Here is a 23,572-nt window from a genome sequence, read left to right as displayed (position 1 = left end):
CGTGATCGACCCCGTTTCCCCGCAGTACGGCGGCGGATCGCTCGCCGACGTACTGCCGTCGGTGGCCGGCGCGCTATCGGTGCCGGGGGAGACCAACCTCCTCGGCCTGCCCTCCGCCTCGCGGTACGCCGTACTGCTGCTGGACGGACTCGGGTGGAACCTGCTTCAGCGGTACGCCGAAGCTGCGCCGTACCTGTCGTCACTGTTGCCAGCCGGTCGGAGTCTGACCGCGGGGGTGCCGTCGACGACTGCAGTCAGTTTGACCAGTCTGGGCACCGGGTTGCCGCCTGGCGCGCACGGGATCGTTGGCTACACGTCGATCGTGCCGGAGACCGGCGATCTGCTGAATGCACTCGCTTGGGACGCTCCGGTCGACCCGCGGCGCTGGCAACCGCACGGGACCGTTTTCGAGCGGGTAGCGGCCGCGGGTGTTGCCACTCGCAACGTCAGCAAGGCGCGGTTCGACTCGTCCGGGCTGACGGCCGCTGCGTTCCGGGGGAGTGCGCATCGTGGTGCCGACACGGTCGAGGACCGGTTGGATGCGACCCGGTTCGCGAGTCGTGAGGGTCGGTCGTCGCTGGTGTATGTGTACGACTCCCAGCTGGACTACATCGGTCACCAGCAGGGCTGCGATTCGTTGCAGTGGCAGAAGGAACTGTCCGCGGCTGACGAGTTGGCTCTGCAGGTCCGGTCCGCGTTGCCGCGTGACGCTGTACTGGTCGTTGTCGCCGATCACGGCATGATCGACGTCGCGCCTGAGCATCGCGTCGACATCGATGCAGAGCCGGCGTTGACGGACGGCGTACGTCTCGTTGGCGGTGAGTCTCGCTTCCGCCATTTGTACTGCGTTTCCGGCGCCGAGTCCGACGTGATCGCGACGTACCGGGAACGCCTTGGTGACAAGGCGTTGGTGTTGTCTCGTGCCGACGCGATTGGCCGCGGCTGGTTCGGCGCGGTCGAGGATCGGGTGTCGCCTCGGCTGGGCGATGTGATCGTCGCGTCTCTTGGCCCGGTGGCGCTCGTCGCCAGCCGCCGCCACACCCAGGAAGCCGGCCTGATCGGCCTCCATGGTTCCCTGACCTCGGACGAGATGCTGATCCCCCTGCTCGTCGATCCAGGCAACTAATTCGTACGCCGACGATATGCGTCGGCTCGTAGCGTTCTGACGCATGCGGATACGACCAGCGCTTAGTGCTGACGCCATCGGCGAGTTGCTCGACCAACTCGGTTATCCCCAGGACAGTCCGGCGGTCCGGATCCAGACCTGGTTAGACGACCCGGCCTGCGCGGTCTATGTCGCCGACGACGGCGAGGTGCAGGGCGTCATCGCCGTACAGCTCTGTCGGTTCTTCGAGCGCGACGGGGCTTGGGGTCGCATCACCGCGCTGGTGGTCTCGGATGCGGTGCGCGGACAAGGGGTCGGCTCGCGACTGGTCGCGGCCGCTGAGGCCTTCGCTGCGGACCACGGATGTGTCCGGATGGAAGTCACGAGTGCGGACCGGCGGGTAGCTGCGCACAAGTTCTACCAGGGCCGCGGCTATACCGATCAAGCAGGAAAATCGTCCCGGTTCCTCCGCGAGCTGCCTGCCTCCCAGTAGGGTCCAGGTGTGAGCGAGCGCAAGGTTGTCGTGTACGAGTTGCTGTCCCTCGACGGCGTCGCGCAGGCGCCCGACACGTTCTTCACCGACTGGGACGACGCGATGGAGGACAACCTCGACGCCGTCATCGCAACGCAGGACCTGGTGATCCTCGGCCGGCGCAGCTACAACGAGTGGTCCGGGTACTGGCCGACCAGTGACGTCGAGCCGTTCGCAACGTTCATCAACGGCGTCACGAAGTACGTCGCCACCTCCACGCCGCTCGATCGGGGCTGGGCCAACGCGACTGCGGTCGACGGCGACCTGGTCGAGTTCGTTCGGGAGCTGAAGAACCAGCCTGGGCGCGACATCGGCGTACATGCAAGCATCGCGGTCGCCCAGGCGCTGCTTGCCGCTGGCCTCGTCGACGAGCTCAGGCTGGTGATCGCACCGACGATTCCGGCCAGTGGGCGGAAGCTGCTCGAAAGCTTGCCGGCGATTCGGCTCGAGTCGATCGAAAGCACGACCTCACCGACGGGCTATCTGCTGGTCGGCTACCGCGTGATCGCGAAATCGAAATAGGTCGATCAGCGTCCATCGGACTTTGCTGCGAACGCCAACGACACCATCCGGTCGATCACCTCGGTCCGCGACAGTCCGGTGGCATCCATCATCCGCGGATAGCGGCTGTACGACGTCAGCCCGGGCAGGGTGTTGACCTCGTTGAGCATGACGGTCCCGTCTTCCTTGAGGAACATGTCCACCCGCGACAACCCGCGGCAGCCCAGAGCGCGGTAGATGGCCTTCGCGGTCTCCTGGACACGTGTCCGTGACTCGGCCGGAATGTCCGCGGGGACGATGACGGTCGAGTTGTCCGAGCCGCTTTCCGGCGTACTCTCCTGATGGATCTTGAAGAAACCATGAGTCAGCGCGATCTGGTCCACCTCGCCGGCGAGCAACTCCGGACCGTTCCCCAAGATGGCGCAGCCGATCTCGCTGCCGACGACAGCTTCCTCGATCAGCACCTTCGAGTCGTACTGCCGCGCGGCCTTCAGTGCATCATGCAATTCGTCTTCTCCGGAGACCTTGCTGACGCCGAACGACGAACCCGAACGAGCCGGCTTCACGAAGATGGGATAGGTGAACTGACTCGTATCGATGTCGTCGTCCGTCGTGATGATCCAGTACTTCGGTGTGGCGATTCCAGCACTGCCGGCGACGGTGTAGGCCAGGGACTTGTCGATACACAGGGCAGAGCTCGGGATGTCACAGCCGACGTACGGGATGCCGGAGAGCTCGAGCAGACCTTGCACCGAACCGTCCTCGCCGAACCTGCCGTGCAGAACGGGCAGCACGACATCCAGTCGGATCGTCTCGCAACGCCCCTGGTCCAGGACGAGCAGTCCGTGCATGTTCCGGTCGGGTGACAGTACGGCGGGTCGGCAGTTGCCGCTCTCCCAATCGGCGTCGGGGCCGTCGCACAGCATCCACGCGCCGCTCTTCGTGATCCCGATCCAGTACGGCTCGTACTTCTCGCGGTCGATGTTGTCGGCGACCTGTTGCGCGGACTTGAGGGAGATGGGGTGTTCTTCGGAAGATCCCCCGAAGACGATGCCGAGCTTCATATCCATTGCTGCTTTCTACTCTCGAACTTCCGGCAGTTGACGATTGAGTTTTCGACCGTGTCGCTCAGCGAATGATCCGTGTAGTACGCGGTGTGCGGACTGACGATCACGTTCGGCAGTTTCTGCAGGCGCACCAGCCGCTCGCTTTCGATGGGTTTGTCGCTGCAGTCGGCGTAGAAGATTCCTACTTCGCCTTCGAGGACGTCCAGCGCCGCGCCACCCAGTCGGCCGCTCTCCAGCTCCGACAGCAGAACGTCGGTGTCGATGAGCGCGCCGCGTCCGGTGTTGATGATGAACGCGCCGTCCTTCAGGAGCTTGAGACGCTGACGATCCAGCAAGTGATAGGTGTCTGTGGTGAGCGGCGTGTGAAGCGTGATGATGTCGCTCAGCTGGAGGAGTTCATCGAGCGGAACGTAGTCGGCGGCAGTCTGCGGGAAGCTGTCGTGAGCCAGGATTCGGCAGCCGAAACCGTGCAGCCGGTCGATGACCGCCGTACCTATGCGTCCTGTTCCGACGACACCGACGGTCAGGTCGCGAAGTTCTTTCCCGCGTACGGCGTTGAGTCTGTAGTCGTGGACGTCCGCACGCCTGATCATCGACTTGGCGTTCCGTACTGCCATCAGCATCAGCATCAACGTGTAGTCGGCGACGCTGTCGGGGGAGTACGCGACGTTCTGGACGCAGATGCCGACGCTCTCGGCGTACTCCACATCGAGATGGTTGTAGCCGATGCTTCTCGTCGAGATGTAGGTGACGCCGGCCTTGCTGAGGGCGAGCAGAGTGTCGTTCGAGATAGGAGTTTTGTGACCCACGCTGATGCATTGGTTGCTGATGGCAAGTTCTACGTTGGCCTCGGACACCGCGGCGGCAGTGATGGTTGGCGCAACGCCGAAACCGGGCGCCAGGTCCCGGAACAGCACGGCCTCGTCCTCGCCGCAGCCGTAGATCGTGATGCCCATTTCCGGGACAGCGGGGGAGGACATCCAGGCCGCCAGCGACCGGGGACGGCGTACCCCTGCTCGCGCCTGTTCGCTGAAGGTCATGCGCACAGTCAAGTAAGCAAGGTGTTGCCAGCACGTATCCGGTTTTGAATACGCCGACGATATGTTAACCGCCAGTAGCACCGCTCAGTGCACATATCGTCCGCATATGTAAATTCAGATACGCGTCGGCAACACGCCCCTTCGTTGACTGAACGCGTGATCTACACCCTCGCCCTCCTCACCCTCGCCGCCGTCTTCATAGTCCGCGCCGTACGCGTCCGCTCCCGCCGCCGCCGCGAACAACCCCACCCCGACCCAAACCCCACCGAACGAAACTCCAACAACCTCGCCAGCTCGCTGCACACGGCCGGCCTTCAGGCGGCCTCCGCGTGATCCCGCTCAGGCTCGACGAGATCGCCGCGATCGTCGGCGGGACGGTCAACGGCGCAGGTGACGTAAAGGTGACTGCACCGGCCGTGCTGGACGGTCGGCAGGCGGAGCCGGGAGGGCTCTTCGTCGCGTTCGCCGGCGACCACGTCGACGGCCACAACTACGCGGATCAGGCCGGCCGGGCCGGCGCGGTGGCCGTGCTGGGCTCGCGACCGACGCCGCTTCCCACGATCGTGGTCGAGGACGCTCAAGCCGCGCTGCAGGCGCTCGGCGCGTACGTCGTAGCCCGACTGCACGCTCGCGCTGACGTCGAGGCTGGACTGCGCGGTCGGCTGATGGTTGCTGGGGTGACTGGGTCTCAGGGGAAGACCAGCACTAAGGACCTGCTGGCGGCCGTGTTTTCGAGCAGCGGGCCGACGATCGCCACAGTTGGCTCGCTTAACAACGAGCTTGGCGTGCCGATCACCATGCTGCGCGCCGACGCCTCCACACGGTTCCTCGTCCTCGAGATGGGAGCTCGCCACATCGGCCACATCGCTCACCTCGCCGGTCTGGCCTCACCGGACATCGCCGTCGTACTGAACGTCGGCCGGGCTCACCTAGGCAAGTTCGGTTCGCGCGCGGCGATCGCCACGGCCAAGAGCGAACTGGTCCAGGCGCTGCCCCCCGGAGGCACCGCCGTACTCAACGCCGACGACCCACGTGTGGTCGCGATGCGCGCAGTCGCTGACGGCCCGGTGCTGACCTTCGGTCAGGCGGAGCACGCCGATGTACGTGTAATCGACCTGGTGCTCGACCGCCTCGGCCGACCGTCCTTCAGACTGCAGACCGCCAAGGGCTCCGCGAAGGTAGCGCTGCCGGTCCTCGGCGCCCACCAGGCACTCAACGCCTCGGCCGCGGTCGCAGCGGGACTTGCGGCCGGCATACCGCTGGATGCCGCCGCGGCAGCGCTGGCCACCGTCTCCCTGTCGAAGTGGCGGCTGGAGTTGCGCGACCTCGCCGTCGGCGCCACGCTGCTCAACGACTCGTACAACGCCCACCCCGAATCGACCCTCGCCGGCCTGGACGCGCTCGCGGCGATCGAGGGCGGCCGCCGCATCGCCGTACTCGGCGAGATGCTCGAGCTAGGCGACGCCAGCGAGGCCGAACACCGCGCCGTCGGCGAGTACGCCGCCTCCCGCGCCGACGTAGTGGTCGCAGTCGGCAAGCTCGCCCAGCCGATCGCCGACGGCGCAGGCGAGCGAGCGGTGTCCCTCGCCGACAACAACGCAGCCATCGACTGGCTCCGAGGCAACCTCGCAGCCGGCGACGTGGTCCTAATCAAGGCCTCCCGCGGAGTACACCTAGACGAGGTCGCCGCCGCCCTCACGTAGCTGCGCCCCGGCACACGAGCCGATCGAGATCGTCGCGCTCACGTGGTCAGAGGCTCAGCGGCCCGGTGTCGATGTCGAGCGAGGGCGCGCTGTTGGTTGTGTGGTGTGCCACCAGGGGCGTGAGGCTAGGGCGGCTAGGCCTGCTCCGAGTGTGTTTAGGAGTACGTCGTCAATTGAGGAGACTCGGTCCAGGGGGAACGTGTACTGGGCTAGCTCGATCAGGATTGAGCTGGTGGCTGCGAGGGCCAGGATTCGGGGGAGTGACGCCAGGGTGGTGAAGCGTAGTGGGGCGAGGAAGCCTAGTGCGGCGAAGATCAGTAGGTTGCCGACGATTTGGACTGCAGGCATCGTGGCGAGGTCTCGCAGTGGGATCAGGCTTACCCGGCGTGCGGCGGAGCCGGCGTGGCTGCCGGGGACCATGGTCAGCCAGACCGATGGGACCGTCCAGTAGACGATCCCGACTTCGGCCAGCGACGTACGCCAGGCCGACGTACTGCCGCCACGCCGGTAGGCCAGAAGGCATACCAGCAAAGCAGCGAGCGGCAGTGCGAAGACGGTGAGTGCTGCCACGCCGGTGAACGTCTCGACCCAGCCGTGCATCATCACGCCAAGGGACTTGTCCGTGTGGCTCATCGCCCGCGCCGCCTGACGGACTCGCGCCGCGTCATGTACAGGTCAAAAGCCCGGTAGACCAACGGTCGCAGCGGCAGGTCCCACTCGCCGACGTACCGCACCGCCTCGCCGCCGGTGCCGACCTTGAACTGGATCAGCCCGACATGCGAGTCGTCCGCGTCCAGCGTCGGGGTGATGCCGCGCAGGCTATAGACATCGCAGCCGGCCGCAAGCGAGTCACGGATCATCGCCCACTGACAGGCGTTCGATCCGCGCACCTCACGCTTCTCGGTGGACGAGGCGCCGTACGAGTACCACGCCTGCCCGCCGACGCGGACCAGCACGGTCGCAGCAACCAGCTCACCCTCGTGGTGGGCCAGATAAAGCTTGATCCGCTCCGGATCCTCCGCGCTCATCGCCGCGAACATCGTCTCGAAGTACCCCAGCGCCCGAGGAGTGAAGTGGTCGCGCTCAGCTGTGTGGACGTAGAGGTCGTGGAAGGCCTTCAAGTCGACGGAGCCCTGACTGACCTCAACCCCCTCCTTGGCCGCCTTCTTGATGTTTCGCCGCCAGAGCTGGTTCATGCCTCGCAGTACGTCGTCCTCGGACTTCCCCGCCAGCGGCACCTCGTAGTTGTACTGCGGATGCCCCGCCCCGAACCCGTCCTCCGGACTCTGCGACAACCAGCCGGCCCCGCTCAGCCAGCCGGTCACATGCGCTCCGACCGGGTCGACCTGACTAGGCATGTCCGTCAGCCGCCGGACGTCCGGCGAAGCGATGCCCTCCTTCACCTGTCCAGCGCTCCAGCTGTCCGTACGCACCGGCGGCCCGAGCCGGATCGCGAACGCGCCATGCGCCTTCAGGTACGCCGCCAACGGCTCGAGCCACGCGCCGATATCGCCGGTCCAATCGATGACCGGCCCCTCCGCCAGATAGGCCAGCGTGTACCGATCGAGCCGCGGCACCGGACGATGCAGAACGAGTCCGGCTCCGACCAACTGCAGGCCGTCGTACCAACCGAGAGACTCGCTGCGCCACTCGGTCTTCACGCTGCCCCAGGCCGGGGTCTGCAGGAAGCTGACCGACCGCTGCGCCCGCACGAACGCCAGATGCTCGTCGGCCCCGATCGGCCTGACGGTAAGACTCACTGCTGCATCCTCGGATCGTGACTCGGGTCGGGGTACATCGGCGGGCAACCATCCGGGCGCAACTCATAGTGCCAAGGCTCGTTGCTGTAGATCTGGCACAGCCCATACCTGGCACCATTCTCGGAAAGCCAAGCCCTGGCGTCGGACCGCCCGATGTCGATCGCCTGCCCCCGCACATGCGGAGACGTCTCGGGCGTGGCCACCCAGCGAGCGGCTTCCTCTTCTGAGCCGTACTTCGCAACCCCGTCCAGGCGCAGCTCTTGCTGGTACTCCGGGGAACGCCAACCGCTGTTCACATAGAACTCGACGCCGTCCTCAGCCGCATCGATCGCGGCCTCCCGCAGAGCCTTGAGCAGCTCCCCGTCGAGGTTCGCCACGCCCGGATACTGGTCGTCAAAGACTGTCGCGCCATCGGGAACGGCACCGTCATCCTCGGTAGGCATATGCCTCACGGCTCGCGTCATACTGCCAGTCAAGGCGCCGCGGTGTTGTCACTATGTATGTGGTTTTCGATACGCGGGCGATATGGTCCGGTCCGTAACATGGACGGCATGCGTGTGCTGGTCGTCGAGGACGAGCCCTATCTGGCAGAGGCCGTCCGTGATGGATTGCGCCTGGAAGCGATCGCGGCTGACATCGCCGGCGACGGCGACACCGCGCTGGAACTGCTGAGCATCAACAGCTACGACATCGCCGTCCTCGACCGCGACATCCCCGGTCCCTCCGGCGATGAGGTGGCCAAACGGATCGTTGCCTCCGGCAGCGGTATGCCGATCATCATGCTGACCGCGGCCGACCGGCTCGACGACAAGACCACCGGGTTCGAGCTCGGCGCCGACGACTACCTCACCAAGCCCTTCGCACTCCAAGAGCTGGTACTCCGTCTCCGAGCACTCGACCGTCGACGCGCCCACAACCGGCCGCCCGTGCGGGAAATCGCCGGTCTGCGACTGGATCCGTTCCGCCGCGAGGTCTACCGCGACGACCGGTACGTCGCCCTGACCCGCAAACAGTTCGCCGTACTCGAGGTCCTGGTCGGAGCCGAAGGTGGTGTGGTCAGCGCCGAAGAGCTGCTCGAACGGGCCTGGGACGAGAACGCCGACCCCTTCACCAACGCCGTACGCATCACTGTCTCGGCACTGCGCAAACGCCTCGGCGAACCCTGGATCATCGCGACCGTGCCGGGCGTCGGCTACCGCATAGACGCAGCGACCGGACGCGAAGGAGAGGACCGTGGATAGAGAGCCGGGTTTGAGCGTTCGCCTCAAGCTCACCCTCAGCTATGCCGCGGTCATCATGCTCGCCGGTGGTGCGCTGCTCGCGGTCGTGTGGGTGTTCCTGCTGCGGTACGTCCCCACGAACTTCGGTCCCACGCACATGAGCGGTCCCGACCGCTTCGACCTGCTGAGCGCGTTCGCCCCGAAGGCAGCCCTGATGATCGCGTTTCTGCTGGTCTTCGGCCTGATCGGAGGCTGGATCCTGGCCGGCAGCATGCTCGCGCCGCTGACCCGGATCACCAACGCCGCGCGACTGGCCGCGACCGGATCGCTGTCGCACCGGATCCAACTGGAGGGCCGCGAGGACGAGTTCCGTGAGCTCGCCGATGCCTTCGACACCATGCTGGCGCAGCTCGAGGCACACGACGCCGAGCAACAGAGATTCGCGGCCAACGCCTCGCACGAACTGCGTACGCCGCTCGCGATCACGCAGACCCTTCTCGAGGTGGCCCGCAACGATCGCAACCGCGACAGCGGTGAACTCGTCGACCGCCTGCTCTACGTCAACAACCGGGCGATCGACCTCACCGAAGCGTTGCTCATGCTCAGCCGGGCCAACCAGCGGACCTTCAGCCGGGAACCCGTCGACCTGTCCCTGATCGCGGAGGAGGCAGCCGAAACACTGCTTCCATTGGCGGAGAAGCGCGGTCTGACGATTGAGACCTCCGGCGAGATCACCCCGACCACCGGCTCACACACGCTGCTGTTGCAGCTGACCACGAATCTCGTCAACAACGCGATTGTCCACAACCTGCAGGCGGACGGCACGGTGTGGGTCACGACCAGCCTTCGCTCCAGGACTGTGGTGCTCACCGTCGAGAACACCGGCGAGAAGCTCACGCCACAGCTGGTCTCGACACTCACCGAACCGTTCCAGCGCGGCACTCAACGCACCCGCACCGACCACGCAGGTGTCGGCCTCGGCCTGGCGATCGTCAAAAGCATCACGCAAGCGCACGAAGGAACCCTGACTCTCACGCCCCGCGCCGCCGGCGGACTTCGCGTGAAAGTGCAATTGCCCCGCTAGAAGCTCCACACGTCCCAGTAGAAAGTGGTCCCGGCCGTCTTGGCTTCGCCGTCGCGGGCAGTGACGGTGACCTTGTAGCGGCCGGAGCCAGGGGTGAGTACGCCGGTGATCCAGCCGCGCTCGGCGTCGATCGAGAGGCCGGGCGGGAGACCGGTGGCGGTATAGCTGATCTTGCCCGTGCCGCCGGTGCCCTTCATCAGCAGGGGGATCCCGGGGATTCCGCCGACGCCGATCTGCTCGGACGGCTCGGTGATCGTGAGCGCACCCTGAGTTTGTGCGGACGCGGCGCCGACCGCCTCGGCCGCGTCGACCAGACCCTCGCCGTAGAACGAGTTGTTGGCTGCCGCCCCTGCACATTGGCCGGACGAACCCGCCGGGCACGGAAGATCGTTGGCCTCCTGGGCGAGTCGAGCCCGCACCTGGGCGGGAGTCAGCTTGGGATTGATGCTCCGGAGCAGTGCCGCGACGCCGGCGACGTGCGGCGAGGCCATCGACGTACCCTCGAGAATCTTGTAGCCGCCGCCCGGCACGGTCGAGTAGACGTCCTCGCCCGGGGCGGCCAGGTTGATCTTGTTCACGCCGTAGTTCGAGAACTGCGACTTCATGCTCGTCGGGTCGACCGACGCGACCACGACGACGTTGGGCAGCTCGTTCGGCAGGCTGATGCAGTCGGTGGTGACGGTCCGCGGGGTGGCGGTCGAGTCGTCCGGGCTCGAGTCGTCGCCGGTCTTGTTGGCCAGGTCGGCGTCCTCGTTGCCGGCGGCGGCGACGTTCACGACGCCTTTGCTGTCCGAGTACGCGACGGACCGCCGTACCGCTTCGGCGATCGCGTCCTGGTCCTTGTCGCTCGGGCAGTTGTACAGCCACGGGTCGACGTAGTAGCTGTTGTTCGTCACCGAGACGCCCTTGTCGGCGGCGAACATGAACGCGCACACCGTGTTCTCCGGGAAGAACAGCGAGGTCTTGGCCTCGGCGACCCGGATCGACGACACCTTCACCCCGGGCGCGACCCCGATCATGCCGATGCCGTTCTTCGCCGCGGCGATCGTGCCGGCCACGTGCGTGCCATGCTCCTCGACCGGTCGCCACGCGCCCGGCCGGGTGTCGACCTTGCCGTAGGCGCAGGACGCCGACTTCGACGCGTCGAAGTTCGCCTTCAGGTCCGGGTGCTGGTCGTCGATGCCGGTGTCGAGTACGCCGACCGTGATGCTCTTCGAGCCCGGGTTCTTCTCCCAGGCCCGGTCGGCGCCGATCTGCGTCATGTCGGCGCGCTCCGATTCCGGTGCGGCCGTCGCGGTCTCCGTGACCGCCGGCGGGATCGCCGGGTTGCCGACATCGGCCGGCAGGTCCGTCGTACGCGTCGCCCCGGCCTTCTGGACTCCGTCGACGCCGCGCATCTTGGTGGCGAAGTCGGAAGCGGTCGAGTGCGCCACGATTACCCCGATGGCGTCGTACGTCGCGTAGACCGTCCCACCCTTCTGGGTGATCGCTCCGGTGACCTTGCCGGTCTGGTTCGGCTCGGTGATCACGAAGTACGCACGGAGCCCTGCCTCCGACCGAACCGGCGCCGCGGCGGCCGGGGGAGTGACCGGAAGGGCGGCGGTGGCGACCGTGAGACAGGCCGCGAGAACGAGGAGCAGAGCTTTGCGCACGTTCCATTCAAACCGTACGAGGGCCCAGAACCCAACCCGCCCCCGCAGACAGACCCCAACGTGCAACCTGGACCACTGACTTGGCAGGATGTCCGCCCGTGGCGGAGCTCCTGTATTTCACCGGGACCATGGACTGCGGTAAGTCGACGCTGGCCCTGCAGATGGATCACAACCACAAGGCGCGCGGCCGGCTGGGGCGGATCTTCACCAGCCACGACCGCGCCGGCGAGTCGGTGTTGTCGTCCCGGCTCGGGCTGTCGGCGGATGCGGTCGAGGTCCGGCCCGACTTCGACTTCTGGGACTACGTGGTCAACGAGCTCACCCAGGGCGGGCGGATCGACTACGTGGTGTGCGACGAGGCGCAGTTCTACAGCCCGTTGCAGATCGAGCAGTTGGCGCGGCTGGTCGACGAGCTGCAGATCGACGCGTTCTGCTTCGGGATCCTGACCGACTTCCGGGCGACGCTGTTCCCGGGTTCGGCCCGGCTGGTCGAGCTGGCGGACCGGATGGAGCTGCTCCAGGTCGAGGCGTTGTGCTGGTGCGGTGAACGGGCCACGCACAACGCCCGTACGATCGGTGGGGAGATGGTGACCGAGGGCGAGCAGCTGGTGGTGGGCGACATGGTGACGCGGGACCACGAGCCCGCGTACGAGGTGCTCTGCCGCCGGCACCACCGCCGCCGCCTCACCCAGGCCCGCGCCCGAGCCACCCTGTCACCCGAGGTCCTACCCTTCGGAGGAGCCGCTTCATGAACGAGCGCAGCGAGTTCATCAATATGCACAGCGCGGACCGTGCCTCATCCGCGCCCGGAGCGAAGCGAGGACGTGGATGAGTGCGTTGATCACCGTTGACGAACTCCGCGCGCTGTCCCCGGTGCTGGTGGACGTGACGTGGAACCTCGCGGGTCCGCCCGGCAAAGAGGCGTACGACGCCGGTCACCTGCCTGGGGCGTATTTCGTCGACCTCGACACCGAGCTCGCCGGCCCACCCGGCCCCGGCCGCCACCCGTTGCCGGACGCAACCACCGTCACCGCGACCTTCCGCCGGATCGGCGTGACGGCCGCGGACACCCCGGTCGTCGTGTACGACGCGGCCAACGCGATGTCCGCCGCCCGAGCCCGCTGGATCTTCCGGTACTTCGGCCTGACCAACGTCCGCGTCCTCGACGGCGGTCTCGCCGCCTGGAAGGCAGCCGGCGGAGACGTCACCACGGACGCCCCGGCTGCTGTAGATGCAGCTGACGGCGCCTCAGGTGCTGCCGATGCGGCTGGCGGCGCCTCGAGCGGCGGATTTGCCGCGTCGCCCGGCCAGCTACCCATGCTCGACGCCGAAGGCGCGGCTGCTGCGGCGAAGTCCGGCGTACTGCTAGACGCACGTGCACCTGAACGCTTCGCCGGCGAGGTCGAACCGATGGACCCGGTCGCCGGCCACATCCCCGGCGCCGTCAACGCTCCAACCACCGCGAACGTGGACGGATCCGGCCACTTCCTCCCCGCCGCCGACCTCCGCGCCCGCTTCACCGCCCTCGGCGTCACCCCCGACACCGAGGTAGCCGTCTACTGCGGCTCCGGCGTAACCGCCGCCCACGAAGCCCTGGCCCTGGAATCCGCCGGCCTCCCCGCCACCGTCTACATCGGCAGCTGGTCCGAATGGATCACCAACCCCGACCGCCCCGTAGCCACCGGCAAAGCCTGACCCCACGCCCACCCCACGCCCGACCGGCCACCCCGACGGACCCCACGCCCACCAGACCGACCCACACCGACTCACGCGACCCTTCGCCCGGCGCCGCGCCCTAGCCACCCGCTCCCGGCGACAGCACTCCCGGGACGTTTCAGGGGTCAACCCCCGAGACGGTCGGTTGCGTAGGCGGATTCCGGGTGGGCAACCGGCAATCTGAGGGGTTGACCCCTGAAACGTCCCGGGGGTTGGGGCGGACCCAGGTGCGGTCAGGGGATCAGTACCACTCGTTCGCCTGGGGATGTGGGCTTTGTCCAAGCCTGTTGTACGTCGGCGAGTGGGACGAGGCGAGGATTGATCGCCAGGTCGCCTGAGGTGATGAGGGTGGCCAGGGCGGGGAGTTCGGCGAGGATGTCCTGGGCGGGGACGGAGCCTTGGCCGCTGCCGATGATGGTTAGGGCGGCGGCTCTGAGGAGGTACGACGGGAGCGTCAGTTCGCGGGCCGCCATCGAGCCGATCTGGATCCAGGTGAGCGGGCGAGCCCGGTCGGAGCGGGCGTGCAATAGCGCCGGCATCGCCTGTTCGGTGGGCGCACCCCACAGGTAGTCGAGGACCACGTCGACGTCGGCAGCGGACTTGGCCAAGTCGTCGGGGGAGTGGAGGTCGACAACCTCGTCCGCGCCAAGGGTGGTGAGCAACTTCAGCCGTTCGGGATCTCGACCGGCGCCGATCACCGTCGACGCCCCCAGGTGTTTGGCGAGCTGTACTGCGAGTTGGCCGGCGTTCCCCGTCGCGCCAAGAACCAGCACCGACCCACCAGCCTCGAACTGAGCCCGCCGCCGGAGCGCGATCCACGACGACATCGCCGGATTCATCGCGGCCGCCACCGCCACCGGATCGGTTCCATCAGGCAGTACGACGGCCCGCCGGCGATCCACGACCGCCCGCTCCGCCATCGTGCCCACCGCGTTGTCCGGGGCAACGAAGTACAGCAACTCGCCGTCGCTCGTCCGCCCGACCCCGTCGATACCCGGGACCATCGGGAGCGAACCCTCCGACGTGTAATGCGTCCCGTCCGCCGACGACCGCACCCGCGGATGGAGGCCTGCGGCAACAACGTCGACCAGCACCTCGCCGTCACCCGACACGGCCGGCTCGGGGAACACGTCGTACGCCGGCGGTTCGTCGAACGACCGCACCACGGCTGCGTACATCCAGCACCTCGCAAAGTAGTTTGTCTCACGTACTACTGAAGATAGTTTGTGTCACGTACCAGGTCAACTAGACTGTGGACATGAACACCGTGGACGCCCTCGTGCAGCTGTCCTTCCAGGTCCAGCGGATCCTGGCCGAGGCCGGCGCCGAGCACGACCTGTCGATCGTCCAGCTCCGGCTGCTCGGGATCCTTCGCGACCGGCAACCCGGCATGCTCGAACTCGGCCAGCACCTGGGCCTCGACAAGTCCTCCATCACCGGCCTCGTCTCCCGAGCAGAGAAACGCGGCCTCGTCGAGCGCTCGCCCTCGCCTCACGACGGCCGCGGCGTACTCGTCGCCCTGACCCCAGCCGGCCGTCGGCTCGTCGAGGTCGGGGAGGCGCAGATCAACCGGCGGATCACCGAGCTGACGAAACGACTCAACGCGACCCAACGCAAACAGTTCACCCAACTGGCCTCCGTCCTGGTGAACACTTGACACCGATGCGCACCTGAAGCACTCTGAGTCAGAAATCGATTTCCCACACCCAACCGCCCCTGGGAGACAGTCGATGATGAAGCGATCCACGTTCCTTCGTGCCGCGCTCGGTGCCGGCGTGATTGCCGCCGTACCGTCGAGGGCTTTGGCCAGCAGTCAGGCGCTGACGACGAACAAGGTGGCCGATCTGACCGGGCCGGGGCTGACCGACCGGTTCCGGATGGCCGCGACCGATCTTGGGATTCCCGCGCGTACGCCGGATGGGCGGCTGCTGTTCATGTTCGGGGACACGTTCGAGCAGCCGACTGTTGGTGGCGGGTGGTGGCGCTCGCCGGTCGCGCTGTGGTCGACGACGACGGACCTTGCCAGCGGCGTGAAGTGGTCGGGTGCGGTCGGGGGAGAGGCGGCGCAGCAGTTGTGGGACTACCCGCACGACAACCCGACGTTCTCGACCGTGCTGCCGTCGGACGTGATCACGATCGGCGGGTCGATGTACCTGCACGCGATGGTGAACAAGGGTCTCGGCAACGTGGTGTGGACGGAGATCTGGCGGTCGGACGACTCCGGTGCGAGCTGGTACCACACCGGGGCGAAGTTCGATCCGGGCATCGACGGCGGGCTGTTCCAGCTGCTGACCTGGGGACTCGGGAACGACGGGTACGTGTACGTCTACTCGACCGGTTTCCAGCGGGACAAGCCGATCATCCTCAAGCGCGTCCGCTCCGACCAGATCGCGAACCCGGCCGCGTACGAGCCGTGGGGCTACCGCGACGGCGTCTGGGCCTGGGGCAACCCGGCAACTCCGATCCTGTCCGGCTCCTTCGGCGAGATGAGCCTGCGTCCGCTCGGCGGCAAGTGGGTCCTGACCTGGTTCAACGCCGGCGACTACCGGATCGACGGCATCATCATGGACACGCCGACGTCCAACCTCTACACGGCGTACCGCCAGACCCTCATCTACGGCGGCGCCTGGGGCTCCGAAGACGACAACCACGTCGCCCAGCTGTACGGCGGCTACGTCATCCCCGGCTCCACCCTGTCCGACCTCCACCTCTCCGTCAGCCAATGGAACACCGACAACGGCTGGCCCTACCGAGTAATGCAGTTCCGAGTCCGCGGCTTCGGCTAATGCTCGAGCAATATCAGTTGACCGTAGGAGTGAACCCGCCGTCGATACGCAGGTTCGCACCGTTGATCGAGGCCCCTAACGGGCTGGCGACCAGCGCGGTCAGCGCGCCGATCTCGTCGGGCTCGGCGAGGCGGCCGGACGGGTTGGCGAGCGGTCCGGCGATCAGGGTGCGGGCGCCCGCCTCGACGTCGTCACCCATGCCGTGGTGCTGAGCGAAGGACAGGGCGAGGTCGCGGAACGCGGCAGTCGACGTCGGGCCGGGACTGATCGTGTTGGCCGTCACGCCGGTGCCGGCCAGCTCCTTCGACAGACTGACGGTGAGGTTGGAGAGCGCGGCCTTGGTTGCACTGTAGGCGGCCTTGAGGGGGAGCGGGTAAGGCTGCGCGGCGCTGCCGATCTGGATCACCCGGCCCCAGCCGGCCGTCCGCATCGCCGGAGTCAGCAGGCCGATGAGCCGGACCGCGGATGCGACGTTGGCGTTGTACAGGTTGAGCCAGTCCTGCGGCCCGCCCGCCATCCACCCGTCCACCTCACCCGCCGAGGCGGCGTTGTTGACCAAGATGTCGATGCCACCGAACGCCTCGACTGCCGCGCTCGCGACCGATTGCGCACCGGCATCGTGACTCAGTTCGCCTAGTACGACGGCCGCCGTACCGCCGTTCGCGTCGATCGCACTGGCCGTGGCCTTCGCCCGTTCGGCGTCGCGGCCGTGGACGACTACTGCTACGCCTTCGGCTGCTAAAGCGGTCGCGATGGCCTGGCCGATGCCACTGGTGCTGCCGGTTACCAGGGCGCGTTTGCCGTTCAGCTGCAGGTCCATGGGAGATGCCCTCTTTCATCGGACAGGGTGTCTTTCGATGGACATGCTGTGGTTTCAATGGACGGGCTGTCAAGCGAAATGTAGGATCTGGGCTTATGGCGACCCGGAAGTACGATCAGCGGCTGCGCGCGGACGCCGCCGAGCAGACCCGCCGCCGGATCCTGGACGCGGTGTACCAGCGGCTGCGCGAGGAGCCGGCCGAGCCGGTCAGCGTCGAGCGGATCGCTGCGATGGCGCAGGTGTCGCGATCAACGGTCTACCTGGTCTTCGGCTCCCGTGCCGGTCTCTTCGACGCACTCGGCGACGACCTGCGCCGCCGCGGCGGATTCGACCGTCCGGCGGACGGGGAAGCGGACGCCCGTCGAGGCCTGCTGCATTCGATCCGCGCCTCGGTCCCGCTCTTCGCCGAGCACCGGCCGGTCCTGCGCGCGCTCTACTCGATGGCAGCGCTGGATCCGCAGGCCGTCGGCGGCGTGGTGGAGCGGATGGGTTCCGACCGTGCCGCCGGCCTCGCCTGGCACGCCGAACGCCTCGCCAAACAGGACGTGCTCGCTCCAGGCATCACCGCCGCGGAGGCGACGCACCTCTTGTGGGCAGTCACCGGTTTCGAGTTCTTCGACCAGCTCTACACAGGACGCGGCCTGCCTGCCGACGAGGTCGCGGACCTCATGGTCACCGCCGCCGAACGCCTGGTGCTGCAGCGCTACTGAGGCCCGGCGAGGCCGATTAAGTTGCCTTCCGGGTCGGTGAACTGGCCGACGACCAGCTTGCCGGGTACGCCGTCTGGGCCGAAGACTCGGTGCCCGCCGAGGGCCTCGGCTTCAACCAGCGCGGCTTCTACGTCGTCGACACCGACGTAGAACAGCAACTTGGGCTGCAGCGACGGTCCGCCGCCGATTCCGCCGTTGAGTCCGGCGACGGAGTCGGGGACGAAGCCGTACTCGCCCGGCTCGGACACCGCCCCGGACACGGTGTCGCCGACGTCGAAGGTCCAGCCGAAGAGTTCGCCGTAGTACTCGCGCAGGCGGGCCGGGGTGGTACCGATGATCTCGAAGTGCACAACCTGGTTAGCCATCTGTGTCTCCTTTCGTCAGCGGGTACGTCGGAGCGCCACAAGCCGGATCGACATGTAGCGAAAGCGTTACCCCAAAAGTCTTGGGCGAGGTCTTGAGTTAGTAACACGCTTGGTTTAACTTACTCGGGACCTGGCCGGTGTGTGGCTCAGAGCACATCGGCGGCATCCGGAAACCTGAGGAGTTCCGATGACGAGTGTGAGCAGGTGGGCCCGGTACGGGACTGCCCTCGGTGTGACCGGCCTGATGCTGGTTGCCGGCTGTGCGAAGGGGACGACGCCGTCGTCGTCCGGTGGTGCCGGCGGTGGTATCGACCAGAACGCGCCGGTCACGATCACGATCGGGGACCGTCCGACCCCCGACAAGCCGAACGACCTGAAGGCGTTCAACCAGAAGGTCAAGGACTTCACCGCGAAGAACCCGAACATCACGGTGAAGTCGACCGAGACCAGCTGGCAGGCGCAGACCTTCCAGGCTCAGGTGGCCGGCGGCACGCTGCCGACGGTGATGAACATCAGCTTCACCGAGCCGGCCAACATGATCCCGAACAAGCAGCTGCCGGACATCACCGACGAGCTGAAGCTGGTCGACCTGACCAAGGACCTGAACCCGAACGTCCTCAAGATCGTCCAGGACGCCAACGGCCGGATCTACGGCGTACCGATCGACGTGTTCTCGGTCGGCATCGCCTACAACCGCAAGCTGTTCACCGAGGCCGGTCTGGACCCTGACAAGCCGCCGACAACGTGGGACGAGGTTCGTCAGTACGCGAAGCAGATCCACGACAAGACCGGCAAGGCCGGGTACTCGCAGCTGACCACCAACAACACCGGTGGCTGGATGCTGACCACGATGACCTACAGCATGGGCGGCACGGTCGAGAGCGCGGACGGCAAGAAGTCGACGTTCAACGACGCGCCGACCAAGAAGGCGCTGCAGCTGCTCAAGGACATGCGCTGGACCGACAACTCGATGGGCAGCCGCTTCCTGTACAACCAGGAGGAGGTCCGCCAGGACTTCGCGGCCGGCAAGATCGGCATGGTCCTGCAGGCGCCGGACGCCTACGACATGAGCGTGAAGCAGTTCGGCATGAAGCCCGCCGACTTCGGTGAGGGCGCGCTGCCGCAGGACGGCGGCCCGTACGGCACGCTGACCGGTGGCTCGCTGAAGATGATCAGCCCGAAGGCGACCAAGAACGAGGTCGTCGCGGCGCTGAAGTGGATCAAGTTCGACCAGTTCGACAAGTACACGACCGAGTCGGTCGCGGTGCAGGACGCCAAGAACACGATCGCGGACAAGGGCTTCGTCGGCCGCCCCAGCATCTCCCCGTTGAGCCAGGCGACGTTCGACCAGTTCAACAAGTGGCGTGAGCCGTACGTGAACGTCCCGGTCAAGCAGTTCCAGGGCTACACCGACTCGACCACGTCGCTGAAGCTGCTGCCTGAGCCGTCGAACAAGGGCCAGGAGGTCTACTCGCTGCTCGACCCGGTGGTCCAGCAGGTGCTGACCAAGAAGGATGCGGACATCGACAAACTTCTGAGCGACACCGCCTCGAAGATCGACGCACGCCTCGCCCGGTAGCCGCCATGTTCCAGCAACGAACGCAAAAGTCCGGCCGGAGCGTTATCACCTGGTATCGCTCCGGCGGGCTGAGCGCCATCCTCTTCGCCCTGCCCCTGGTACTGATCTTCCTGTACTTCTCCTGGGGCCCGATCATCCGCGGGCTGGTGCTCAGCTTCCAGAAGAACAACCTGGTCACCCCGGCCGAGTGGGTCGGCTGGTCGAACTTCAGCTACGTGCTGACCGACCCGCAACTCCCGCAGGCGGCTCTCAACACGCTGTACTTCGCTTTCCTGGCACTGATCTTCGGTTTCCCGGTGCCGTTGTTCCTGGCCGTGTTCATCAGCGAGCTGCGGAAGACCGGCTGGCTGTACAACGTGCTCTCGTACCTGCCGGCCGTCGTACCGCCGGTGGCCGCGATCCTGTTGTGGACGTTCTTCTACGACCCGAGTGGGTCGGGAGTCTTCAACTCGATCCTCGGCTGGTTCGGGATCGGCCCGTTCGCGTGGCTGAACTCGCAGACCCTGGCGATGCCGGCGATCGTGCTCGAGGCGACCTGGGCCGGCGCGGGCGCCACCTCGATCATCTACCTGGCGGCGCTGACCGGCGTACGCACGGAGTTGTACGAGGCGGCCGAGCTGGACGGGGCCGGGATCTGGAGCCGGGTCTGGCACGTAACCCTCCCGCAGATCCGCGGAATCATCCTGATCATGATGCTGCTGCAGCTGATCGGGACGTTCCAGGTCTTCACCGAGCCGTTCCTGTTCACCGGCGGAGGTCCGAACAACGCGACCATGACCGTCCTGCTGCTGATCTACCGGTACGCGTTCGTCAACGGAGACTTCGGTGCCGCGACCGCACTCAGCGTGCTGCTCGCCGGGGTCCTGTGTGCACTGTCGGTCGTCTACCACTTCGTCACTCGCCGCTGGAGTACCACATGAGCACTTCGGAACGCGGAATCATCTCCACAGCCGACCGGCAGCGCGGCGTGATCCGTTACGGCCTGGCGGCGATCCAGGTGCTGATCTTCATCGCGGTCGCGATCGCCGGCGTCGGTCCACTGCTCTGGCTGCTCAAGTCCGGTGTCTCCACCAGCCAGGACATCCTGAGCGGCCCGATGCAGCTGTGGCCGTCGGGCATTCAGCTGAAGAACATCCCCGACGCCTGGAACCGCGTGCAGATCGGCGCGTACCTGGGCAACACGGCGTTCATCGCGATCGGCTCGATGATCTCGACGCTGTTCGTGTGTACGACGGGAGCGTTCGTCCTCAGCATCCTGCGGCCCAAATGGGGTCCGATCGTCACCGGCGCCGTACTCGCGACGCTGTTCCTGCCCGGCGTCATCTCACTGGTGCCGCTGTACATGACGGTGCTGAAGATGCCGCTGCTCGGGATCAGCCTGCAGAACACGTTCTGGGCGGTCTGGCTGCCGTCGGCGGCCGGCGCGTTCAACGTGCTGGTGATGAAGCGGTACTTCGACTCGATCCCGCGCGAGCTGATCGAGGCAGCCCGGATCGACGGGGCGAGCAACCTTAGGCTGTTCACCGCGCTGATCCTGCCCTTGTCCAAACCGATCGTCGGAGTCGTCGCACTACTGACCGTCATCGGTTCGTGGAAGGACTACCTCTGGCCGCTGCTCGTGCTGCCCGACCCGACCCTGCAACCGATCTCGGTCGCCCTGCCAAGGGTGCAGAAGACCACTGAGATCTCGCTGCAGATGAGTGCCCTGTTCCTCGCGGTTCTGATACCTGTGATCTTGTTCTTGTTGTTCCAGAAACAGTTCCTGCGTGGTGTGGGGATGGCGGGAGGAATCAAAGAGTGAGTGAACTGAACGGTCGGCGGGTGCTGGTCACGGGGGCCGCCGGCCGGATCGGGCTGGTCACGGTTGAGCACCTGAACGACCTGGGTGCCAAGGTGACCGCCCTGTCGAACGTCGAGCACCCGGAGCTGAAAGCAGACCGGGTGCTGATCGGCGACACTCGCTCGGAGTCCGACGTGGCCCGCGCCCTCGAGGGTGCGGAGTACGTCGTCCACCTGGCAGCACTCGCGCATCCGTCGGCAGGTTCGCCGTACGACGTCTACAGCATCAATGTGGTGTCGACGTTCAACGTGCTCGCGCAGGCCGGTGCCCTCGGCATCGACCGGGCCGTGATCGCGAGCAGCATCAACGCGACCGGGGTCCCGTTCAACCCGCACGAGATCCGGCAGCCGTACTTCCCCTGGGACGAGAAGGCGCCGAGCGACGTCGGCGACTGGTACTCGCTGTCCAAGCAGAACGACGAGAACACCGCGCGGATGGCCTGGCGCCGGTGGGGGATCGACGTGGTCGCCTTCCGGTACCCGCACGTGAACTCACCGGACGTCCTGGAACGGATGTCCGCGCACGTCCGGGCGAACCCGCGCAGCGGACTGCGGGAAGCCTGGAGCTACCTCGACACCCGGGACGCGGCGTACGCCGTCGAGCTCGGGCTGACCGCTTCGTTGTCCGGGGCGCACGCCTTCTTCGTTGCCGCGGGCACCACCACGGCGCCGTACGCGACCGAGGACCTGCTCGACGTGTTCGCACCGGACGTGCCGCGGTCGCGCCGGTTCATCGGCCGCGAGGTGCCGATCGACCTGACCGCGGTCCGGACCGTGCTCGGCTTCGAGGCCAAGCACGAACTCGACCTACCCACCCTTCCTCTGGAGCTTTGAATGCCCTCGAACTTCGACCAACCGTGGCCGGCCCGCGACGACATCCGGATCCGTGAGGTGAAGGCGATCGTCACGGCGCCGCAAGGCATCCCGCTGGTGGTCGTGAAGATCGACACCACCGAGCCGGGCCTGTACGGGCTCGGCTGCGCCACCTTCACCCAGCGCTGGAAGGCGGTGCAGACGTTCGTCGACGAGCACCTGTCCCGGCTGCTCGTCGGCCGCTACCCGGGTGACATCGGCGACTTGACTCGACTGGCCGGGTACTCCGGCTACTGGCGAGGCGGACCGGTCACCAACAACGCGATCTCCGGCATCGACCAGGCGCTGTGGGACATCGCCGGCAAGCGCGCCGGCATGCCCGTGTACGAGCTGCTCGGCGGCAAGGTCCGCGCGGCTGCCGACACCTATATCCACGCCAGCGGCAAGACGATCGAGGACACCCTCGACCACGCCCAGAAGCTGATCGCGCAGGGCTGGCGGCACATCCGGCTCCAGATGTCCACGCCGGGCGGCGGCGGGTACGGCGCTCCGCGGGTGCCGACTCTCTATCCGGACGCGCCGTACCACAACGGCTGGTCGGCGCGGGACTATCTGCGCACCACGCCTGAGCTGTTCGCGGAGGCCCGGCACGCGCTGCCGGACAACATCGAGCTGCTGCACGACGTGCACTCGCGGTTGACCCCGAAGGAAGCGGTGCTGCTGGCTCGTTCGCTGGAGCCGTACCGGCTGCTCTTCCTCGAGGACGTGCTCGCGCCCGAGCTGTGGGACCGGCTGCCCGAGGTGCGGGCCGCCTCGCCGGTGCCGCTGGCCGTCGGTGAGCTGACGACCTCGTTCGGCGACGCCGTTCGGCTGATCCGGGACGGCGGCGTGGACTTCATCCGCTCGCATGTCTCCGACATCGGCGGCCTGACGCCGGCCCGGAAGCTGGCCGATCTCGCCGAGATCTCCGGCGTACGCACCGCCTGGCACGGACCCGGCGACACGTCGCCGATCGGGGCCGCGGCGAACGTCGCGCTGGACGTGAGTTCTGTTGCCTTCGGCATCCAAGAGGGCCATATCTACGACGAGGCGACGCACGAGGTGTTCCCCGGAACGCTGCGGATCGAGGACGGCTGGCTGCGCCCGAACGAGGCCCCGGGCTGGGGTATCGACCTCGATCTGGACGCGGCCGCTCGTTATCCGGCGCAACTGTCCGGCCACGACGAGTGGGCGGCCGGGGTACGGCGCATCGACGGTGCGCTCGAAGCGCCGTAAATACG

General features: G+C 66.8%; 26 protein-coding genes. 17 read left to right on the top strand and 9 right to left on the bottom strand.

Features of this window, described 5'->3' with window-relative positions; translation table 11 throughout:
- Position 1 precedes the first annotated feature (1 nt).
- The 3 genes from EV650_RS06495 to EV650_RS06485 are packed head-to-tail and all read left to right on the top strand — an operon-like array spanning position 2 to position 2,159.
- Positions 2-1,126: an alkaline phosphatase family protein gene (locus tag EV650_RS06495; RefSeq protein WP_134116326.1), complete on the top strand. Its 1,125-nt coding sequence runs from the start codon at positions 2-4 to the stop codon at positions 1,124-1,126.
- A 43-nt stretch (positions 1,127-1,169) separates the two neighbouring features.
- Positions 1,170-1,598 carry a GNAT family N-acetyltransferase gene (locus tag EV650_RS06490; protein ID WP_134116324.1) on the top strand — a complete coding sequence of 143 codons (429 nt, stop codon included), beginning with the start codon at positions 1,170-1,172 and terminating at the stop codon, positions 1,596-1,598.
- Between the two features lie 9 nt (positions 1,599-1,607).
- On the top strand, positions 1,608-2,159 hold the full coding sequence (locus EV650_RS06485) for a dihydrofolate reductase family protein (protein ID WP_134116323.1): 552 nt from the start codon (positions 1,608-1,610) through the stop codon (positions 2,157-2,159).
- Between the two features lie 5 nt (positions 2,160-2,164).
- Here the strand turns inward: EV650_RS06485 and vanA are convergent, their stop codons facing one another.
- Positions 2,165-3,208 carry a D-alanine--(R)-lactate ligase gene (gene vanA, locus EV650_RS06480; RefSeq protein ID WP_166678046.1) on the bottom strand — a complete coding sequence of 348 codons (1,044 nt, stop codon included), beginning with the start codon at positions 3,206-3,208 and terminating at the stop codon, positions 2,165-2,167.
- Positions 3,199-4,185, bottom strand: a complete 987-nt coding sequence (locus tag EV650_RS06475) for a D-isomer specific 2-hydroxyacid dehydrogenase family protein (protein WP_238174264.1) — start codon at positions 4,183-4,185, stop codon at positions 3,199-3,201. Before EV650_RS06475 ends, vanA begins: the two co-directional genes overlap by 10 nt.
- 216 nt (positions 4,186-4,401) lie before the next feature.
- Between EV650_RS06475 and EV650_RS06470 the strand changes: the two genes are divergently transcribed.
- Both EV650_RS06470 and EV650_RS06465 read left to right on the top strand, forming a co-directional pair.
- On the top strand, positions 4,402-4,578 hold the full coding sequence (locus tag EV650_RS06470) for a hypothetical protein (RefSeq protein ID WP_166678045.1): 177 nt from the start codon (positions 4,402-4,404) through the stop codon (positions 4,576-4,578).
- Positions 4,575-5,948, top strand: a complete 1,374-nt coding sequence (locus tag EV650_RS06465; protein ID WP_134116319.1) for a UDP-N-acetylmuramoyl-tripeptide--D-alanyl-D-alanine ligase — start codon at positions 4,575-4,577, stop codon at positions 5,946-5,948. Before EV650_RS06470 ends, EV650_RS06465 begins: the two co-directional genes overlap by 4 nt.
- A 54-nt stretch (positions 5,949-6,002) precedes the next feature.
- Here EV650_RS06465 and EV650_RS06460 read toward each other — a convergent pair whose 3' ends face one another.
- From EV650_RS06460 to EV650_RS06450, 3 genes are read right to left on the bottom strand one after another with little or no spacing between them, the layout of a single operon-like run.
- Positions 6,003-6,581 carry a VanZ family protein gene (locus EV650_RS06460; protein ID WP_238174048.1) on the bottom strand — a complete coding sequence of 193 codons (579 nt, stop codon included), beginning with the start codon at positions 6,579-6,581 and terminating at the stop codon, positions 6,003-6,005.
- Positions 6,578-7,708 carry a lipid II:glycine glycyltransferase FemX gene (locus EV650_RS06455; protein ID WP_134116317.1) on the bottom strand — a complete coding sequence of 377 codons (1,131 nt, stop codon included), beginning with the start codon at positions 7,706-7,708 and terminating at the stop codon, positions 6,578-6,580. Before EV650_RS06455 ends, EV650_RS06460 begins: the two co-directional genes overlap by 4 nt.
- Positions 7,705-8,085: a M15 family metallopeptidase gene (locus EV650_RS06450; RefSeq protein ID WP_238174047.1), complete on the bottom strand. Its 381-nt coding sequence runs from the start codon at positions 8,083-8,085 to the stop codon at positions 7,705-7,707. Before EV650_RS06450 ends, EV650_RS06455 begins: the two co-directional genes overlap by 4 nt.
- A gap of 174 nt (positions 8,086-8,259) precedes the next feature.
- Here EV650_RS06450 and EV650_RS06445 point away from each other — a divergent pair, with 174 nt between their 5' ends.
- Entirely contained in the window at positions 8,260-8,949 is a 690-nt protein-coding gene (locus EV650_RS06445) for a response regulator transcription factor (RefSeq protein WP_134116313.1), read from the top strand.
- A complete protein-coding gene (locus EV650_RS06440; protein WP_134116311.1) occupies positions 8,942-10,012 on the top strand; it encodes a sensor histidine kinase in 1,071 nt (356 codons plus the stop codon). The genes EV650_RS06445 and EV650_RS06440 overlap by 8 nt, the downstream gene beginning before the upstream one ends.
- Here EV650_RS06440 and EV650_RS06435 read toward each other — a convergent pair.
- Complete coding sequence (locus EV650_RS06435) at positions 10,009-11,664, bottom strand: S8 family peptidase (RefSeq protein WP_134116309.1); 1,656 nt, start codon at positions 11,662-11,664, stop codon at positions 10,009-10,011. The two genes, EV650_RS06440 and EV650_RS06435, sit on opposite strands and share 4 nt — an antisense overlap.
- A gap of 98 nt (positions 11,665-11,762) precedes the next feature.
- Here EV650_RS06435 and EV650_RS06430 point away from each other — a divergent pair, with 98 nt between their 5' ends.
- A complete protein-coding gene (locus EV650_RS06430) occupies positions 11,763-12,416 on the top strand; it encodes a thymidine kinase (RefSeq protein ID WP_134116307.1) in 654 nt (217 codons plus the stop codon).
- A 76-nt stretch (positions 12,417-12,492) separates the two neighbouring features.
- Positions 12,493-13,359, top strand: coding sequence for a sulfurtransferase (locus tag EV650_RS06425; protein ID WP_134116305.1), 867 nt, complete (start codon positions 12,493-12,495; stop codon positions 13,357-13,359).
- A 254-nt stretch (positions 13,360-13,613) separates the two neighbouring features.
- Here the strand turns inward: EV650_RS06425 and EV650_RS06420 are convergent, their stop codons facing one another.
- Complete coding sequence (locus EV650_RS06420; protein ID WP_134116303.1) at positions 13,614-14,558, bottom strand: quinone oxidoreductase family protein; 945 nt, start codon at positions 14,556-14,558, stop codon at positions 13,614-13,616.
- Positions 14,559-14,638: 80 nt separating this feature from the next.
- Here EV650_RS06420 and EV650_RS06415 point away from each other — a divergent pair, with 80 nt between their 5' ends.
- Positions 14,639-15,037, top strand: coding sequence for a MarR family winged helix-turn-helix transcriptional regulator (locus EV650_RS06415; protein ID WP_134116301.1), 399 nt, complete (start codon positions 14,639-14,641; stop codon positions 15,035-15,037).
- Positions 15,038-15,110: 73 nt separating this feature from the next.
- Positions 15,111-16,166, top strand: coding sequence for a glycoside hydrolase family 183 protein (locus EV650_RS06410; protein ID WP_202874412.1), 1,056 nt, complete (start codon positions 15,111-15,113; stop codon positions 16,164-16,166).
- Between the two features lie 13 nt (positions 16,167-16,179).
- Here EV650_RS06410 and EV650_RS06405 read toward each other — a convergent pair whose 3' ends face one another.
- Positions 16,180-16,986: an SDR family NAD(P)-dependent oxidoreductase gene (locus tag EV650_RS06405; protein WP_134116299.1), complete on the bottom strand. Its 807-nt coding sequence runs from the start codon at positions 16,984-16,986 to the stop codon at positions 16,180-16,182.
- Between the two features lie 95 nt (positions 16,987-17,081).
- On the opposite strand from EV650_RS06405, the gene EV650_RS06400 reads away from it, so the two are divergent.
- A complete protein-coding gene (locus EV650_RS06400; protein WP_134116297.1) occupies positions 17,082-17,696 on the top strand; it encodes a TetR/AcrR family transcriptional regulator in 615 nt (204 codons plus the stop codon).
- Here EV650_RS06400 and EV650_RS06395 read toward each other — a convergent pair.
- The gene (locus EV650_RS06395; protein ID WP_134116295.1) at positions 17,690-18,061 is read right to left on the bottom strand and encodes a VOC family protein; all 372 of its coding nucleotides are present in this window, start codon (positions 18,059-18,061) and stop codon (positions 17,690-17,692) included. The genes EV650_RS06400 and EV650_RS06395 overlap by 7 nt on opposite strands.
- Positions 18,062-18,248: 187 nt before the next feature.
- Between EV650_RS06395 and EV650_RS06390 the strand changes: the two genes are divergently transcribed.
- Genes EV650_RS06390 through EV650_RS06370 form a run of 5 tightly spaced genes read left to right on the top strand, consistent with a single transcriptional unit; the run spans position 18,249 to position 23,567 of the window.
- Positions 18,249-19,640, top strand: a complete 1,392-nt coding sequence (locus tag EV650_RS06390) for an ABC transporter substrate-binding protein (RefSeq protein WP_134116293.1) — start codon at positions 18,249-18,251, stop codon at positions 19,638-19,640.
- Positions 19,641-19,645: 5 nt separating this feature from the next.
- On the top strand, positions 19,646-20,560 hold the full coding sequence (locus EV650_RS06385; protein ID WP_134116291.1) for a carbohydrate ABC transporter permease: 915 nt from the start codon (positions 19,646-19,648) through the stop codon (positions 20,558-20,560).
- A complete protein-coding gene (locus EV650_RS06380; RefSeq protein WP_134116288.1) occupies positions 20,557-21,441 on the top strand; it encodes a carbohydrate ABC transporter permease in 885 nt (294 codons plus the stop codon). Before EV650_RS06385 ends, EV650_RS06380 begins: the two co-directional genes overlap by 4 nt.
- Complete coding sequence (locus EV650_RS06375; protein WP_238174046.1) at positions 21,438-22,313, top strand: NAD-dependent epimerase/dehydratase family protein; 876 nt, start codon at positions 21,438-21,440, stop codon at positions 22,311-22,313. The genes EV650_RS06380 and EV650_RS06375 overlap by 4 nt, the downstream gene beginning before the upstream one ends.
- On the top strand, positions 22,314-23,567 hold the full coding sequence (locus EV650_RS06370) for an enolase C-terminal domain-like protein (RefSeq protein ID WP_134116286.1): 1,254 nt from the start codon (positions 22,314-22,316) through the stop codon (positions 23,565-23,567).
- Positions 23,568-23,572: the final 5 nt, after the last annotated feature.

This window comes from Kribbella kalugense (assembly GCF_004365875.1).
Classification (GTDB): Bacteria; Actinomycetota; Actinomycetes; order Propionibacteriales; family Kribbellaceae; genus Kribbella; species Kribbella kalugense.
Note: the sequence above shows the minus strand (reverse complement) of the source record. Positions and strands in the feature narration are given on the sequence as shown.